General features: G+C 72.0%; 12 protein-coding genes. 5 read left to right on the forward strand and 7 right to left on the reverse strand.

Annotation, left to right across the window (positions count from 1 at the left end):
* Window positions 1–262: 262 nt before the first annotated feature.
* The 3 genes from ACFWBY_RS21505 to ACFWBY_RS21515 form a co-directional block, all read right to left on the reverse strand.
* Window positions 263–2,173, reverse strand: a complete 1,911-nt coding sequence (locus ACFWBY_RS21505; protein WP_385341243.1) for a glycoside hydrolase family 5 protein — start codon at window positions 2,171–2,173, stop codon at window positions 263–265.
* 99 nt (window positions 2,174–2,272) lie between these two features.
* Window positions 2,273–4,348, reverse strand: a complete 2,076-nt coding sequence (locus ACFWBY_RS21510; protein ID WP_385341241.1) for a beta-galactosidase — start codon at window positions 4,346–4,348, stop codon at window positions 2,273–2,275.
* A gap of 171 nt (window positions 4,349–4,519) precedes the next feature.
* Window positions 4,520–5,503 (reverse strand): LacI family DNA-binding transcriptional regulator, encoded by a 984-nt coding sequence (locus ACFWBY_RS21515; RefSeq protein ID WP_385341265.1) that lies wholly within the window; start codon window positions 5,501–5,503, stop codon window positions 4,520–4,522.
* A 406-nt stretch (window positions 5,504–5,909) separates the two neighbouring features.
* Between ACFWBY_RS21515 and ACFWBY_RS21520 the strand changes: the two genes are divergently transcribed.
* From ACFWBY_RS21520 to ACFWBY_RS21535, 4 genes are all read left to right on the forward strand, one after another.
* A complete protein-coding gene (locus ACFWBY_RS21520; protein ID WP_385341239.1) occupies window positions 5,910–6,794 on the forward strand; it encodes a carbohydrate ABC transporter permease in 885 nt (294 codons plus the stop codon).
* Entirely contained in the window at window positions 6,791–7,678 is an 888-nt protein-coding gene (locus ACFWBY_RS21525; RefSeq protein WP_385341237.1) for a carbohydrate ABC transporter permease, read from the forward strand. The genes ACFWBY_RS21520 and ACFWBY_RS21525 overlap by 4 nt, the downstream gene beginning before the upstream one ends.
* 42 nt (window positions 7,679–7,720) lie before the next feature.
* Window positions 7,721–9,070 carry an ABC transporter substrate-binding protein gene (locus ACFWBY_RS21530; RefSeq protein ID WP_385341235.1) on the forward strand — a complete coding sequence of 450 codons (1,350 nt, stop codon included), beginning with the start codon at window positions 7,721–7,723 and terminating at the stop codon, window positions 9,068–9,070.
* A gap of 79 nt (window positions 9,071–9,149) precedes the next feature.
* A complete protein-coding gene (locus ACFWBY_RS21535; RefSeq protein WP_385341234.1) occupies window positions 9,150–10,694 on the forward strand; it encodes a glycoside hydrolase family 31 protein in 1,545 nt (514 codons plus the stop codon).
* Between the two features lie 129 nt (window positions 10,695–10,823).
* Here the strand turns inward: ACFWBY_RS21535 and galK are convergent, their stop codons facing one another.
* Window positions 10,824–12,020: a galactokinase gene (gene galK / locus ACFWBY_RS21540; protein WP_385341232.1), complete on the reverse strand. Its 1,197-nt coding sequence runs from the start codon at window positions 12,018–12,020 to the stop codon at window positions 10,824–10,826.
* Window positions 12,017–13,066 carry a galactose-1-phosphate uridylyltransferase gene (gene galT, locus ACFWBY_RS21545; protein WP_385341230.1) on the reverse strand — a complete coding sequence of 350 codons (1,050 nt, stop codon included), beginning with the start codon at window positions 13,064–13,066 and terminating at the stop codon, window positions 12,017–12,019. Before galT ends, galK begins: the two co-directional genes overlap by 4 nt.
* 128 nt (window positions 13,067–13,194) lie before the next feature.
* Between galT and ACFWBY_RS21550 the strand changes: the two genes are divergently transcribed.
* Window positions 13,195–14,004: a DeoR/GlpR family DNA-binding transcription regulator gene (locus ACFWBY_RS21550; RefSeq protein ID WP_385341228.1), complete on the forward strand. Its 810-nt coding sequence runs from the start codon at window positions 13,195–13,197 to the stop codon at window positions 14,002–14,004.
* Window positions 14,005–14,019: 15 nt separating this feature from the next.
* On the opposite strand, the gene ACFWBY_RS21555 is transcribed toward ACFWBY_RS21550, so the two are convergent.
* Entirely contained in the window at window positions 14,020–15,027 is a 1,008-nt protein-coding gene (locus tag ACFWBY_RS21555) for a LacI family DNA-binding transcriptional regulator (protein WP_385341226.1), read from the reverse strand.
* Entirely contained in the window at window positions 15,024–16,808 is a 1,785-nt protein-coding gene (locus tag ACFWBY_RS21560) for a glycoside hydrolase family 36 protein (protein ID WP_385341225.1), read from the reverse strand. The genes ACFWBY_RS21555 and ACFWBY_RS21560 overlap by 4 nt, the downstream gene beginning before the upstream one ends.

Here is a 16,808-nt window from a genome sequence, read left to right on the forward strand (position 1 = left end):
CACGGAACCATCGTCTGCCGCCGGGCGCGACACCGCCTCTCGACCGGCCTCCCGGGGGCGGTCACGGTCTGCTCGCATCCGGTGACGGTGTCGCGGTCCCCTCCCGTACGAGGCGTCCACCGCGTCCACGGCGTCGTCCCGGCCGTCGGAGCCGGCTCGGTGCCCTTGCTCCGCACGGCCCGGACCGGCCGCCCCGCCTCCCCCCGCACGCGGGGGGAGGCGGGGGCGGCCGGTCCGGGCACTCACCGCAGGGCGGGGGGTGTCACAGCTTGCGGCAGAGCAGCGCGGCTGGCGTCTTGCCCTTGGACCACGCTCCGGTGAAGGCGACACCCGCGGCGTACTCGTCGCTCGCGCACTGCCCCTTGAAGTTGCCCTGCGCGAACTCTCCGCCCGGACCCGCGGCCGGCCGGTTGTCACCCCGGTCGAACCAGACGGTACGGCCGTTGGTGGCGAGCGTCCTGGCCGCCTGGGCGCACAGGACCGCGGAGACCGCCTGGCCCCGCACGCTGTAGCCGGTCATGAACTGGTTGGGCCCGCACTGGTACTTGGTGTAGCCGCCCGCCCAGTCGCCCTGCTGTACGTAGCGCTCGTCGCTCACCACGGTCGGCGCCGGGCCGGCGGCCGCCAGACCGGCCGCCCCGGCGTCGGTGCACAGCCCGCGCCCGTCACGGTGCGACAGGCCGACGAGCCGCTGCCCGTCGGGGCACGCCCCCTTGCGGGCGCCGGAGTCCCAGTCCCCGAGCGCCCGTACGCGCGTCGACTGGACGGCGTCGGCGTGGTCGAGGTTGAGCATGTCCCAGGTGTCGGTGACCGCGACCTGACCGGTCTTCTGCGGCGCGGTGACGAGCCGGTTCCAGGGGGCGGCGCGCCAGTCGCCGCCGTCCAGGATGCCCGAACGGCGTCCGGCGGCGTCGAAGTTCAGGATCGACCAGCTGCCGTGCCCGGTCCATCCGACCAGCGGCCAGTAGGCGAAGTCGGTGTCGTTGGCGACCAGGTAGTCCACGAAATTGCCGAACCAGGCGCGGGCCTGGGGGTTGGTCTCGTCGCTGCCGATGCCGAACTCGCTGATCCACAGCGGCGCGGTGAAGTGACGGCCGGTTTCGGCCGTGACGTAGAACGCCTGGCGCTGAAGCGTCGCGAACAGGTCCTCGCGGGAGAGCTCCTGGTAACGGGGGTCGTGGGTCTCGCCCATGCCGGTCGCGCCGGTGTGGTTCGGCCCGGTGTAGCCGTAGAAGTGCGCCGCGTACACGAGCTTGTTCGAGGCGACGAGGGTGTGCGAGAGGGTGCGTACCGGTTCGAGCGTGGGGCGGCCGTGGGGCAGCCCGTCCGCGGGTATGCCCTGCCAGTTGATGCCCTCGACGACCACCAGCAGGTCGGGGCTGACCTCGGTGAGGAGGCGGTCACCGAGGCGCTGGGAGGCGGCCCACCAGTCGTGGTCGTTGCCCCAGTTCCAGTTGGCGTCGTCGGTGATGGTGCGGCGGACCTCGTTGTAGAGGTCGGCGCCGACGACGCGCTTGTTGTCCTTGTAGCGGCGGGCGAGGCCGATCCAGTCGTTCTCCCACTGCGCGGTCGACTGGCTGGTGTTCCAGCGCTCGTTGCCGTCCAGGCCGCAACAGAAGCGCGAGGTGTTGGTGTGGTTGTTGAGGATCACCGCGAAGCCCTCGGCCGTACTGGCTGCGATGACGGCGTCGAAGACCTGGAGGGGCGTCTTGCCCCGCAGTTCCGGATTGGCGGCGACCGAGGCGTCGGAGACCGGGCGCTGGTCGTGCAGCATCTCGTTCGAGAACGGCAGCCGGATGCTGTTGATGCCCAGGTCGTGGAAACCGGCGAGGATGCGCGGGATCGGCGCGCGGTCCAGGCCGAGCGGCATCTGGTCGGCCTTCTCGCCGTCGTGGTGGGCGGCCGGGTCGTTGATGTCACCCGACCCGCTCCAGGACCCCTGCGCTCCGTGCCAGTTCGCGGACTTGAGCTTGAAGCGGTTGCCGTCGGCGTCGACGACGTAGCGGCCGCGCGTACTGAGGGGCGGACGCCAGGACTCGGACAGGACGTCCGGCGTGCCGGCTGTCACCGCGGTCGCGGTCGTCGTGGTCGTGGACGCGACGGCCGTGGAGGCGCCGAGCGTCCCGAGCAGGAGCGCCGCGGCGAGTGCCGCGGGTAGTAGGTGTCTTCTCACTGTGTCCTCCGGGGGGCCTGGGGGTGGACGTGCGTGGTGGGACGCTGTTCGATGGTGCGGTCGTACGGCGGTGCGGTCGTGCGCGGTGCGGCGGTGCGGTCATGTGGCGGTGCGGTCGTCCAAGCGGCTGCCGCCGCCGAGGACGGCGACGCCCCGCGGGGCGAGGCTCACGCGGCGGACGAGGGGCCTCGCGGCGTCGAGGAGGTCGCGGCGGCCGGCCGGCAGCGCCACCTCGTGCGTGTCCTCGGTGTGGTTGAGCAGGAAGAGGACGTCGTGGCCCTCTCCGCGGCGGACCGTCGCCTGGACGCCGGCGGGCAGGCCGGGCAGCACCGGGGCGACCCCCGCGTCGGCGAGCGCGCGGTCGACGATGGCGCGCATCGTCGCGGGATCGGGGCGGGTCGCGACGTAACGGGCGGTCCCCCTGCCGTGGGTGTGGACCGTGGCCGCGGGGCGGTCGTCGTCCCAGTCGGGTCCGGCGAAGAGCAGTTCGGGGCGGGCGCCGGTGAGCTTCACGTCCTCGCGCCACAGCGACGCCGGCGCGGGAGCCGGTGCGTCGGCCCGCGGGGCGCGCAGCGCGACGGCCTCGCCCTCGGCGGCCGGCCAGAACTCCTCGACCCGTACACCCAGTACGTCGCTCAGCGCGGCGGGATAGCCGCCCGTGTGCACGCGGTCGTGCTCGTCGACGATCCCGGTGAAGAACGAGGCGAGGAGGGAGCCTCCGTCCGCCACGAACGCGCCGATCCGGGCGGAGTCCTCGGCCGACAGCAGGTAGTGGCTGGGCAGCACGAGCAGCTTGTACGGGGAGAGGTCGGCGGAGGGATGGACGACATCGACGCCGACGCCCGCCTCGAAGAGCGGGGAGTAGTGGTCGATGACCCGGTCGATGCAGCGCACCCCTTGCGAGGGGTGCGAATCGAGCTCGAGCGCCCACCAGTTGGCCCAGTCGAACAGGACCGCGACCTCGTTGCGGATGCGCGTGCCGGTGAGCTCGGGCACCAGGGCCAGTTCGCGGCCCAGCTCGCGCACCTCGGCGTGCACGCGGGTCCCGGCACCCGCGTGCGGGACCATGCCGGAGTGGAACTTCTCCGCGCCGCCGCGGGACTGGCGCCACTGGAAGTACATGACGGCGTCCGCGCCCTGCGCGACGGCCTGCCAGCTCCACAGGCGCATCCGGCCCGGGCTCTTCCCCCCGTTGCGGCCGCGCCAGTTGACGGCGGACGGAGCCTGCTCGGTCAGCAGCCAGGGCTTGCCTCCCGCCGCACCGCGCAGGAGGTCGTACGACAGGGCCGCGCCGATGTGCGCCGCGTCCCAGTGCGGGTCCGGGTAGCTGTCGAGGGCGAGTACGTCCATCTCGGGCGCCCAGGAGTGGACGTCGACCGCTTTGTGCCCGGCGAGGAAGTTGGTGGTCACCGGGGTGTGGGGTGTGATGCGGCGCAGCACGTCGCGTTCGAGGGTGAAGCACGTGCGCAGCGCGTCGCTGCTGAAGCGCTTGAAGTCGAGCTGCTGGGAGGGGTTGGGGTAGGTGGGTGCGGTGCGCGGGGGCAGGACCTGGTCGAAGGAGGCGTAGCGCTGCGACCAGAAGTCGGTGGACCAGGCTTCGTTGAGTGCGTCGACGTCGCCGTACCGGACCCTGAGCCAGTTCCGGAAGTCGGCGGCGGAGATGTCGCAGAAGCATTCGGCGACGTGGATCCCGTACTCGTTGCCGACGTGCCACAGGCCCAGGGCCGGGTGATCGCGGTAGTGCGTGGCGACGGCCTCGACGAGGCGGACGGCCCGGTCGCGGAAGACCGGGCTGGAAGGGCAGAAGTGCTGGCGGCCCCCTGGGGAGAGAAGCCCTCCGGAGGCGGTGACCGGCAGGATCTCGGGGTGCTCCACGGCGAGCCACGGGGGTGGCGAAGCGGTCATGGTGGCCAGGTCGGCGGTGATGCCGTGGGCGGCCAGATCGTCCATGACGGTGTCGAAGTAGCCGAAGTCGTAGGCGTCGCGTGAGGGTTCGACGCGCGCCCAGGCGAATATGGCCAGGTTGACGAGGTTGACGCCCGCCTCGTTCATCAGGCGCAGGTCTTCCGCGCGGGTGGCGTCGTCCCACTGTTCGGGGTTGTAGTCGCCGCCGAATCCCAGGCCGCCCAGTCGCGTGCCGAGGGTTCGAGCACGGTCTTGTGCAGGAGAGTTCATCTTCTGTGCCCCTTCAGGTACTTCAGGACGTGTCGCGTCTCGTGTGCGCGTACCGGTGGCCGTGTGCGCGCCGGCAACCGCGGCCGCGCGCGGGTCGGCCGGCCGCCTGTGCGGGGCCGCGATCAGCCGGGGTCAGTCGAGGTCGGTCGGGGTCGGTCGGGTTCGGTCGGGCTAAAGCCGCGGCGGCGCCGTGCTGCCGCGCCGCACCAGGGTCGGCTCGACCGAGACGATGGACGAGTAGGACGACGGAACCCCGTCGATCTGGCTCAGGAGCCGGTCGACACACGCCGCGCCGACGCGTGAGAGGTCCTGGTCCACCGTGGTCAGGGGCGGGAGGAAGAAGCCGGATTCGGGGATGTTGTCGAACCCGACCACGCTGACCTCCTCCGGCACCGAACGCCCCGCTTCGCACAGCGCCCGGACGGCGCCGAGCGCCATCTGGTCGTTGGCGGCGAACACCGCGGTGACCTCGGGACGGCCGGCGAGCTCCCGGCCGGCCAGGTAGCCGCTCTCGGCGCTCCAGTCGCCGTGGACGGCCGGAGGCACCGGAGCCCCCGCCGCCCGGAGCACGCGCTGCCACGCCTCGGCGCGGCGTCGTGCGGGGTGGGAGTCCTGCGGGCCGGCCAGGTGCCACACCGTGGTGTGTCCGAGCTCCAGCAGGTGTCGTACGGCGATCTCCGCGCCGACCGCGTGGTCGGTGTGGACGCCGGGATAGCGGTGGTCGTCACCGCCGTCGACGACCACGACCGGGAGCGCCAGCGGGAGCAGCAGCGAGCCGCTCAGGATCTGTGCCTCGTTGACGATGACTCCGTCGACCGCGTGACCGCTCAGCTTGCGGAAGGCTTCCAGCACCGCCTCCTGGGTCTGTGCCTGCGGGACGACGACGTTGACGGAGTACTCGGTGGACTGCACCGCGGAGACGATCGACTCCAGGGTGCGCGCGTTCCCGTGCGCCTTGAGGTCGAAGGTGATGACGCCGATCATCCGGAACTTGCCGGTGGCCAGCGCACGGGCGGCGGTGTTGGGCCGGTACCCGAGCATGCGCACGGCCCGGACGACCTTGTCGCGGGTCGCGTCGTCGACGCGGGCGGTCGCGTTGACGACACGGGAGACGGTCTGCGCCGAGACCCCCGCCATGGCCGCGACGTCCGCCATCGACGCGGGCCGGGGACGGTCCGCTGCCGGGGTGCGGGGCTTGCGGGGCCGCTGCCCGTCCTTCGCCATGGTGCAGCTCCTCTCGCACGGTGATGCCCGGCATCCTACCGACCGCCATCATGTTTGCGCGAACATGCCGTGTTGGTCAACAGATAGCCCGAGGTCGATCCGGTGGGCCGCCTGACGGCCGATCGCGCGTCCGGTCGCTGAAAGCCGCTGTATGCACGGGATTTGCTGCCACGACAGTTCCCTTGGCCAAAACTATTGACACTCACTCAGACCTGTCGACACACTTCCGAACCGCGCCACCGTGTTGGCGCTAACATGCATCGGAGGTCCTACCCGTGAGAGTCGACCAAGCCCCGGTCGGCGACGGAGACGTCAGCCGCCACCGCCGGGCACCGCGGTGAAGCGCGGCGCTGTTCGGCGCAACCTCACCGCCCACGCCTTCTTCCTGCCGTTCCTCTGCGTCTTCGTCGTCGGGGTCGTCGCCCCGCTGGTGTACTCGGTGAACCTGAGCCTCTACCAGGAGCGCATGGTCGGCGGGATGGTCTTCACCGGGCTGGACAACTACACCAAGGCATTCAAGGACAACCTGTTCCATGCCGGACTCGGCCGCGTCGCGCTCTTCTTCGCGATCCAGGTACCGCTCATGCTCGGCCTGGCGCTGGCGGCCGCCCTCGCGATCGACAGCGGACGGCTCCGCGCGCCGGGGCTGTTCAGGATCGGCATCTTCGTGCCCTACGCCGTCCCGGGTGTGGTCGCGGCCCTCATGTGGGGCTACCTGTACGGCGACCGCTTCGGCCTGGCCGGAGAGATCGGCGACCTCCTGCACACGGAACTGCCCGACTTGCTCTCCGGGGGCTGGATGCTCGCCTCGATCGGCAACATCGTCACGTGGTCGTACGTCGGCTACAACATGCTGATCTTCTACGCCGCCCTGCGCTCCATCCCCGAGGAGCTGTACGAAGCGGCCGAGGTCGACGGCGCCGGAGCCTTCCGCAAGGCGTTCAGCATCAAACTGCCGGCCCTGCGCCCCGCACTGCTGATGGCCACGACGTTCTCGGTGATCGGCAGCTTCCAGCTCTTCAACGAGCCGAGCGTGCTGCAGTCGCTGGCGCCCGCCGTCGTCTCCACGAACTACACGCCCAACATGTACGCCTACAGCCTCGCCTTCGAAGGGCGCCAGTTCAACTACTCGGCCGCCGTCGCGGTGTTGCTCGGCCTGGTGACCGTGGTCGTCGCGTACGCGGTCCAACGCGCCACCGCCCGAAGGGAGAACCTCCTGTGACCTCCGCCGCGCCCCGGCACGTCAACCGGCGCCGCCGGGGCGGATCCACCGCCTTGACCGTGGCGATGGGCCTGATGCTCGCGTACACGCTGATCCCCTTGCTCTGGCTCGCCATCAGCGCGACGAAGTCCAACCAGACCCTCTTCGACTCGCCCGGCCTGTGGTTCGGTGACGGCTTCCATCTCTTCGACAACATCCGGGACGTCTTCACCTACGACGACGGGATCTACCTGCGCTGGTTCGGCAACACCGTGCTCTACTCGGTGGTCGGCGCGGGCGGAGCCTCGGTCATCGCGACCATGGGCGGGTACGCCCTGGCCAAGTTCGAGTTCGCGGGCCGGCGGGTGCTGTCCGCCCTGGTCATCGGGGCGATCTCGATCCCGGCGTCCGCGCTCGCGGTCCCGACGTACTTGCTGTTCAGCGACATGGGCATCGTCAACACACCGTGGGCGGTCCTCCTGCCCTCCCTCGCCAGTCCCTTCGGGCTGTACCTGATGCGGGTGTACGCGACCGAGGCCGTCGCGGACGCGATGCTGGAGGCCGCGCGCCTCGACGGCGCCGGTGAATTGCGGATCTTCCTCACCATCTCGCTGCGCCTGCTGGCCCCCGGCTTCGTCACGGTGCTGCTGTTCACCCTCGTCTCGACCTGGAACAACTACTTCCTGCCGCTGATCGTGCTCAACGACCCGGAGCTGTTCCCCCTCACGGTGGGGCTGCGCCAGTGGGACTCGCTCGCACAGGGCGGCGCCGGCGCGGGCGCGATACCGATCCTCCCCCTGGTGATCACCGGCAGCCTGCTGGCGATCGTCCCGCTGATCGTCGCGTTCCTCTTCCTCCAGCGGTTCTGGCAGTCGGGACTGGCCGCCGGCGGCGTCAAGCAGTAGGGCCCACCCACCCCTCTCCACTCCCCACCGAAAGGATCCGACATGAGCAGGTCCCTGCGGCTGCCGGCTCTCGCCCGCACGCTCACCGCGGCCACCGCCCTGACCCTCTCCCTGTCCCTCACCGCGTGCGGCGGCGGATCGGGCGGCTCCGACGCCGGCAAGAAGGCCGACCCCGCCGCCGTGCTGGCCGCACTCGACAAGCCCGCCGAGATCACCTTCTGGACCTGGGTCCCGAACATCGACAAGACGGTCGCCCGGTTCGAGAAGAAGTACCCGAAGGTCAAGGTCAACGTCGTCAACGCGGGCCGCTCCAAGGACCAGTACACCAAGCTGACCACCACCCTCAAGGCCGGCGAGGGCGCCCCCGACGTCGCGCAGGTCGAGTACTTCGCGCTCCCCCAGTTCGCGATGACCAAGTCGCTCGTCAACCTCGCCGACTACGGCGCGGCGGGGCTCGAGGACCGGTTCGCCCCGTCGGCCTGGTCCCAGGTGAGCATCGCGGGCGGGATCTACGGCATACCCCAGGACAGCGGGCCGATGGCGATGTTCTACCGCAAGGACATCCTCGACAGGTTCGGCGCGACACCGCCGACCACGTGGGAGGAGTACGGCGCGCTGGCCAAGAAGATCGGTGACGCCGACCCGAACGTCCGCATCACCTACGTCGATCCCGGAGACGCGGGCACCTCCAACAGCCTGATCTGGGACTTCGGCGGCAAGCCGTACACCGTCAACGGCACCACCGACGTCACCGTCGACCTGAAGGACGACAAGGGCGCCAAGGCCTACGCCGACACCTGGGGCCCCCTGATCGAGGACAAGCTGGTCGACTCCACCGCGAGCTGGAACGACGAGTGGTGGAAGTCCATGGCCTCCGGGAGGTACGCGACCTGGCTGGCCGGCGCCTGGGCGCCCGCGGTACTGGAGCAGAACATCCCGCAGAGCAAGGGCCAGTGGTCGGTCGCCCCCATGCCGGGCGGCGTCAGCGCGGAGAACGGCGGCTCGTCCGTCGCGGTCACCACGCAGGCGAAGAACAAGGAGGCCTCGGTGGCCTTCGCCCAGTGGCTCAGCTCCGACCCTGAGGCCGTCAAGTCGCTCAACTCCGAGGTCGGCCTGTTCCCCGCGACCAAGGTGCTGCTCGACGACCCCGGCTTCCGCAGCGCCGAAGTGCCGTTCTTCCCCGGCGCCAAGCCGAACGAGGTCTTCGCCGACATGTCGAAGGCCGTGCGGCCCGGCTGGCAGTACCTGCCCTTCCAGGTGTACGCGAACGCCGTCTTCAAGGACTCCGTCGGCCAGGCGCTGCAGCCCGGCGGGAACCTGCCCGCCGCTCTGGTCACCTGGCAGGACCGGCTGAAGGTCTACGGCAGGGAACAGGGCTTCACCGTCAAGTAGTACGCAGCATCCGTTCGTTCGACGGCGGGCGTCGGGTCCCGGGATCCGGCGCCCGCCCACGAGGAAAGACCGATCACGTATGACGACACTCGAACTCCCCCTCCTCGACGGGGAGCACTGGTGGGGCGGGGCGGTCGCCGAGGGGCGGCACATGCCGTACCCCGACGGCTACACCTTCGACCTGCGCGACGTGCTGGCCAACCAGGGCATGCCGCTCCTGCTCTCCGACAGGGGCCGCTGGGTCCACAGCGAGCGGACCTTCACCTTCACGATCCGCGACGGCCGGTTGAGCGCGCACACGCACGAACCCGACGCGGTCATCGAGTTCGGCGAGGGACACGGCGATCTGCGCGGCGCCTACCGGCACGCGCTCACCCGCCACTATCCGCCGTCCGGCACGATGCCGGACCCGATGCTCTTCGGCGCACCGCAGTACAACCTCTGGATCGAGACGGTGTTCGAGCCGACGCAGGCCAAGGTACTGGCCTACGCGGAGCGGCTGTTGGCGGAGGGCTTCCCGCCCGGCGTGCTGATGATCGACGACCGGTGGAGCAACGACTACGGCGACTGGACCTTCCATCCCGGCCGCTTCCCCGACCCGGCGGACATGGTCGCCCGGCTCCACCGGCTCGGCTTCAAGGTGATGCTGTGGCTCGTGCCCTACGTGACCCCCGACTCCCCCACCGCGCGGCAGTTGGGCGACCAGGGCCTGCTGGTCCGCGACACCGGTCCCGGCGCGGACGGGCGCGCCAAGGTCGCCTCGTGGTGGAACGGCTGGAGTGCCGGCCTCGACCTGCTCGACCCCCGTGCGCGGGATTGGCTCACCGGACGTCTGGAGGTGCTGCGGGACGAGATCGGCATCGACGGGTTCAAGTTCGACGGGGGCGACGCGCCCTGGTGGCGCGCGCTCGGGTGCGCGGACCCGGAGGCCTACACCCACGCGTGGAACCGTTTCGGCGTCGACTGGCCGCTCAACGAGTTCCGGGACGCGTGGAGGGCGGCGGGCCTGCCCCTCGCCCAGCGCCAGCAGGACAAGTACCACCTGTGGGAGGGGCGCTTCGGACTCGACAGCCTGATCCCGAACGCCCTGGCGCAGGCCCTGACCGGCCATGCCTTCACCTGCCCCGACATGATCGGCGGCGGCGAGTTCCGCTTCGTCCCGGGCGAGGGCGGCGAGGGCTTCGACGAGGAACTCTTCGTCCGCTACGCGCAGATCGCCGCACTGTTCCCCATGATGCAGTTCTCCATGGCGCCGTGGCGCGTGCTCTCCCCCGACAACCTCGCCTTCGTCCGCGCGGCCACCCGCCTGCACACCGGGCTCGCCCCGGAGATCCTCGCCCTCGCCGAGCACGCCGCGGCCACGGGCGAGCCGATCCAGCGCCCCCTGGAATGGGCCTTCCCCCACCAGGGCTACGCGGAGGTCACGGACCAGTTCATGCTGGGCGACTCCCTGATGGTGGCCCCGGTCGTGACCAAGGGTTGCGGCGGGCGGGAGGTCCTCGTCCCGCCGGGCACGTGGCTGGCTGACGACGGCCGGTCGTACGAGGGCCCGGCGACCGTATGGTTCGACGCGCCCTTGGCCCGGCTGCCGCATCTGCGCCGCACCGCCGAGCCGAAGGGCTGAGGCGAGGGACCGAAGGCCGCGGGCACGGGGGCGTCGCGCCACCGTGCCCGCAGCCTTGGGTCCTGCCGTCACGGTGGGGCCGGGCCGGGCACCACTGCGGCGGCAGGACCAGCGTCCGCCCCGGTCGCGCTACGGCGTCCCGGTCGTCGGCGCGAGCCGGCGGGCGCCCGCGGCGGGCGTGACCTCCAGGATGCGCGGGGGCCGGTAGCCGGCGGCCTCGAAGTCGTCCGTGACGGCCTCGCCGACCGGGCCCTCCCGGCCGGCCTCCACCAGCGCGATGACGGAGCCGCCGAAGCCGCCTCCGGTCATCCGGGCGCCGAGTGCCCCGGCGCCCAGCGCCGCGCTCACGACGAGGTCGGTCTCCGGGCAGGAGACCCGGTAGTCGTCGCGCAGCGAGGCGTGGCCGGCGGTGAGGATCGGGCCGAGCGCGCCGACCTCGCCCTCCCGCAGCCGGGAAACGGCTTCGACGACCCGGGCGTTCTCCGTCACCACGTGGCGGACCAGCGGGGCGAGCTCCGCCGGCAAGGCGCCGAGGGCCCGGTCGAGTTCACCGGTCGGCAGGTCGCGCAGGGCGGGCAGGCCGAGCAGGGCGGCCGCGCGTTCACAGCCCGCGCGCAGGGAGGCGTACGCCCCGTCGCCGAGGTCGTGGGTGACCCGGGTGTCGATCACCAGCAGCCGCAGCCCCTGCCCCCGCAGGTCGAAGGGCACCTGCTGGTGGCTCTCGGGGGTACGGGCGTCGAGGTGGAGGGCGGCCTCGGCGGTGCAGCAGACGGAGGCCATCTGGTCCATGATCCCGCAGGGGACGCCGGCGAAGCCGTTCTCCGCGCGCTGGGCGATCCGTGCCGATTGCGGCCCGCTCAGACCGAGTTGGTACAGCTCGTCGAACGCGACGGCGACCGCGCACTCCAGGGCGGCGGAGGAGGAGAGCCCGGCGCCCGTCGGTACCGTGCTGTCGAAGTGGAGGTCCGCGCCCCCGACCTCGTGTCCCGCCTCGGCGAGTGCCCAGACCACGCCGGCCGGGTAGGCGGTCCAGCCCGTCACGACTCCGGGGCTCAGCCCGTCGACCGCCAGGTCGGTGATCCGGCCGTCCCCCTGCGCGCTGTGCAGCCGCAGCCGCCCGTCAGTGCGGCGGCGGGCGGCGAGCAGGGTGGTCTGCGGGAGGGCGATCGGGAGGGCGAACCCGTCGTTGTAGTCGGTGTGTTCACCGATCAGGTTGACCCGGCCCGGCGCCGCCCAGACGCCGTCCGGGTCGCCGCCGAAGAGCCGCCGGAAGTCGTCCGCGGCCCGGCCGGCCCGGCTGTCGTCCCACTGAGCCGTCCGGTTCACGACAGGGCCTCCCGAAGTCGCCGCGCGGCCGTCTCGGGGGCCACGTCGTTGATGAAGGCTTCCGTCCCGGATTCCGTCCCGGCGAGGAACTTGAGCTTGTCGGCCGAGCGGCGGACGGTGAACAGCTCCAAGTGCAGGGCCAGTTCCGTGCCCTGCGTGCGGGGTGCCTGGTGCCAGGCGGAGATGTACGGGGTGGGGGTGGGCGCCTGCGGCTGCCCCGGCACGGGAAACAGACGGTCGAACCGGCGCAGGAGGTCGAGGTAGATGCCGGGGAACTCGGCCCGCTCGGCCTCGGTGAGGCAGGTCAGGTCGGGGACGCGGCGGTGCGGGTAGAGGTGCACCTCGTACGGCCAGCGGGCGGCGTAGGGGACGAAGGCGGTCCAGTGCTCTCCGGCCGTCACCACCCGCTCCGTGGCGGATCGGGCGGCCGACAGCAGGTCCTCGAAGAGGTTGCGCCCGGTGGCGGCGCGGTGGGCGGCCGCGGCGGCCGTCATCTTGGCGGTGCGCGGGGTCACGAAGGGGAAGGCGTAGATCTGGCCGTGCGGGTGGGCGAGCGTCACCCCGATCTCGGCCCCGCGGTTCTCGAAGCAGTACACCTGCTCGACCTCCGGGAGGGCGGAGAGCTCCGCGGTGCGGTCGGTCCACGCGTCCAGGACCAGGCGGGCGGCGGCCGGGGTGAGGTCGGCGAACGCGGCTTCGTGCTCCGGGGTGAAGCACACGACCTCGCAGCGTCCGGCGGCGCCGGCGAGGGAGGGGAAGCGGTTCTCGAAGACGGCCACCTCGTAGTCGGCGGCGGGGATCTCGCCGAGCCGGCCGTCCCGGGAGGGGCAGAGCGGGCACTCGCCGGCGGGCGGGTGGTAGGTACGGGCCTGTCGGTGGGAGGCGATCGTGATCCAGTCGCCGGTCGCCTCGTCGCGCCGCAGTTCCGGGTGACTGCTCACGCGGTCCAGCGGGCGCAGGTCGGGCGCGTCGCGCACGACGGTCTCGTCGCGGTCGAAGTAGATCAGTTCGCGGCCGTCCGCGAGTTTCGAGAGGGTCTTCTTCACCCGCCAAGACTAAACAGATTTCAAAACAAATCAACAGCACAACGATGGAGATCCGCCAGAATCCAACATTACAACCATGCTATGTTGCTGCTTTCTGACCGGATTCCCCTGATACCCGGGAGTGACCCGTGGCCGAACCCGCTGCGCAGCTGGCCCACCAGCGGCGCGCGTTCATCCTCGAGGCGGTCCGGCGCGACGGCTCGGTACGGGTGGCGGACCTGGTCGGACAGCTCGGCGTGTCGGACATGACGGTCCGCCGGGACCTGGACGCCCTCGCCCGGAGCGGCTCGGTGGAGAAGGTGCACGGCGGGGCCGTCGCCATCGCGGGGACCAGCGGGCACGAGCCCGGGTTCGACGCGAAGGCCGATCTGGAGGGGGCCGCCAAGGCCGCCATCGCGGTGACGGCCGCGGCCCTGGTCGAACCGGGCAGCGTGGTCGCGGTCTCGGGCGGCACCACCGCGCACGCCGTCGCCGCCCGGCTGCTCGGCGTCCCGCGGCTCACGATCGTCACCAACTCCCTGCCCGTGGCCGACCTGGTACGGGCCGCCGGCCGCGACGGCGGGCCCGCGGCCCCCACCCTGCTGCTCACCGGCGGCTCCCCCACGCCCTCGGCCGCGCTCGTCGGGCCGCTGGCCGACCTGGTGATCGGCTCCCTCCACGTGGACCTGCTCGTCCTCGGGGCGCACGGGGTGACGGAGGAAGCCGGGCTGACCACCCCCAACCTCACGGAGGCCCAGACCAACCGGGCACTGGTCGCCTCGGCGCGGCGGATCGCCGTCGTGGCCGACCACAGCAAGTGGGGAGTGGTCGGGCTCAGCGGTTTCGCGGCGCTGCGCCAGGCCGACTGGTTCGTGACCGACGCGGGCATGCCGGAAACGGCCCGCGCCGTCCTCGCGGAGGCGGTGGGCGAACTCCTCGTCGCGGGCGAGGAGCAGTAGGGGCCGCTGCCCGGATCAGGCTCCGGGCTCCTCGGGAGCCGGTCCGGTGGTGGCCCGGATGACCAGTTCGGGGTCGAACAGGAGCTCCCCCGCCGGTACGTCCCGGTTGCTGACCAGTGCCAGCACGCTGCGGCCCACTTCCAGGGCCAGCCTGTCGGCCGGCTGCCGCACCGTGGTCAGGGGCGGGTCCGTGAACTCGGTGATGGCCGAACCGTCGTAGCCCACGACCGAGACGTCGCCGGGCACCGAGCGGCCCTGGCGGCGGACGCCGCGGATCGCACCGAGGGCCATGTAGTCGCTGGCCGCGACGATCGCGGTGGCGCCCAGCGCCAGCAGCGGGCCGACGGCGGCCTGGCCGCCCTCCACCGTGTAGGACTGGCGCACCACCCAGCGCTCCGGGCCCTCGATGCCGCGCTTGGCCATGGCCTCCACGAAGCCCCGCACCCGGCGGTCGGCGGGCTGGTTGCCCGCCGGTCCCGAGGCCATCCCGATCCTGCGGTGACCCAGCCGGTAGAGGTGGTCGACGGCCAGTTCGGCGGCGAGCGCGTCGTCCGTGGAGAAGACCGGGGTGGGCACCCCGTCGGCGAACTCGCCGTTGATGCCGACGTAGGGGACCCGGCGCTGGCGCAGGAGTTCGTACGTCTCCGTGTCGGCCCCCTCGACGGTGTTCGACGCCGAGAGGAAGACGACGGCGGCGACACCCTTGTCGACGAGAGCGGAGATGAAGTCCCGCTCCTGCACTCCGCCCGGGAAGGCGGGGCACAGGACCGTCTTCAGTCCGTGCGGGGCGAGTGCCGACTCGATGCGCTCGGCCACGTCGGCGAAGAAGGGGTTGGAGACGAACTCGGTGATCACCGCGACCAGTTGGCCCTGCGTCTGCCGTTCGTATCCCAGCTCTGCCATGGCCTGTTCGACCGCGTCCCGCGTCTTCTTCGACACGCCCTGGCGTCGGTTGATCACCCGGCTGACGGTCGCCTCGCTGACCTGCGCGCGAGCTGCGACCTCGGTGATACCGACCTTCATCGCGGTCCTTCCGTGATCGTGAGCGATACCAGACCGCCGCGCGGCACCGCCAGCGAGCGTGCTCCCTCCGGCAGATACGTCGGCGGACCGTCCATGATACGGCCGTCGGGGCCGTGGACCACGCCCATGACGCCGACGCCACCGCCGCGCACCTCCACCATCACCCGGTCCCGGTCCGAGCCGTTGACCAAGTGGAAGTGCCGGTGGGCGGAGAAGTCCAGCGGGACGACCCGGTCGCCGTGCACGCTGATCAGGCAGTGCTCCCCGGCACTCGCCCGGACCAGCGGGTACAGCTCGTCGGGACGGCCCGGCTCCACCTCCCCGTCGAGCAACAGCTCCCGGTGCAGGCGCCACTGGCCCAGCCAGAAGCCGATGGCCTCCCGGTGGGCCGGCGGTACGCGGTCCAGCCGTACGGAGATCTGCGGCACCGCGTGCAGCGCCCCGATCAGCTGCCGCGCCACCGTGGCCACGGGCGCGTCGGACGACCACAGGAGCATGTCGGAGTGGACGGCGCCGCCGACGGCGAGCAGTGCGGTGTCCAGGGTGCGGACCCGGTTGGCGGTCGCGTCCGCCGGGCAGTCGAAGGAGCGCAGCATGTTGCCGAAGGGGGCCATGCCGGGCCCCGTGTAGGGCTGGCGCAGTTCCAGGAGCAGGTCGGGGCGTACGGCTTCGAGGGCCGCGCGCAGGTCCGTCAGCAGGGCCACCATGGCCGCCCCGATGTCGCCCGCTCCGTCGTGCGCGTACACCATGGCCTGGTCGAGGAAGTCGAGCTTCAGTCCGTCGAGTCCGTACTCCCGGACCAGCCGAACGCAGAGGTCGACGATGTGGGCGCGTACCTCGGGGCGGCGCGGGTCGAGCACGTGCGCGCCGGGCACGGAGGAGGGGGCCGGCGCGCAGTGCGCCCACCGGTCGTGGCAGGCGGCCCCGGAACCGAGCAGCAGGGGGGCCACCCAGGCCAGGTAGCTCAGCCCGTGGGCCTGGACCCGGGCCACGTGCCCGGCGAAGTCGGGGAACTTGGCCAGGTCGGGCCGCCAGTCCCCGCAGCCCGCGTAGCCGCGCCCGTGGCCGAGCTCCTGCCAGCCGTCGTCCAGGATCAGGGCGCCGCAGCCGAGGCCCGCGGCCAGTTCGGCCTGGGTCTCGACGGCGGCGGCGCTCACCTCTTGGTTGAAGGCGTACCAGGTGGAGTAGACGGGGGTGCGGGCCCCCTCGGGCACCGGCATGGGGGCGATCGCGGCGCCGAACCAGGCGCGCAGTACCCGCGCGGCCACGGCCACGGACGGCGAGCGGGGCACGAGCAGGATGCGGTGCGGCTGCTGCGAGGCGGGCAGGTGGAGGTGGACGACGTGGGTGTCGTTCTCCTCGGACACGCCGAAGCGCAGGGTCGCCTCCGGGACCGGGTCGGCCGCGGCGAAGGTCAGCAGGGTGGCGCCGGTGTGGTCGTACAGGCAGCCGGCGGCGTGTCCGTCGACCAGCGAGACCCGGGAGCGGCCCTCCCAGTCCGCTAGGAGGGTGCGCTGCCAGGCGCCCTTGGGATGCCAGTATCCGGCGGCGTCGCCGAGGGGTACGGAGAAGCGGATCTCGACGGGGGCGCCGTCGGCCCTCACTTCCAGTACGCGCAGTCCGTCGGCGGGTCGGCCGAGGGACCAGGCGGGCCTCACGCCGTTGGCATGGGCGAGGACGGCGATCGAGACGCCGTCGAGCAGCGGCTCCTCGCGCGCGGGCGCCAGCCCCGCGGTGGTCACGGCCTCGGTGTCGTCCGCGGGGGCGGTGGTGGTCTGCAC

This window comes from Streptomyces sp. NPDC060049 (genome assembly GCF_042736715.1).
Taxonomy (GTDB): domain Bacteria; phylum Actinomycetota; class Actinomycetes; order Streptomycetales; family Streptomycetaceae; genus Streptomyces.

Excerpts from the sequence above, each read along its gene's own strand:
- ACFWBY_RS21555 (WP_385341226.1), bottom strand. The coding sequence starts at position 15,027 with ATGAAGGTCGGTATCACCGAGGTCGCAGCTCGCGCGCAGGTCAGCGAG.
- ACFWBY_RS21530 (WP_385341235.1), top strand. The coding sequence starts at position 7,721 with ATGAGCAGGTCCCTGCGGCTGCCGGCTCTCGCCCGCACGCTCACCGCG.
- ACFWBY_RS21510 (WP_385341241.1), bottom strand. The coding sequence starts at position 4,348 with ATGAACTCTCCTGCACAAGACCGTGCTCGAACCCTCGGCACGCGACTG.
- ACFWBY_RS21535 (WP_385341234.1), top strand. The coding sequence starts at position 9,150 with ATGACGACACTCGAACTCCCCCTCCTCGACGGGGAGCACTGGTGGGGC.
- ACFWBY_RS21515 (WP_385341265.1), bottom strand. The coding sequence starts at position 5,503 with ATGGCGGACGTCGCGGCCATGGCGGGGGTCTCGGCGCAGACCGTCTCC.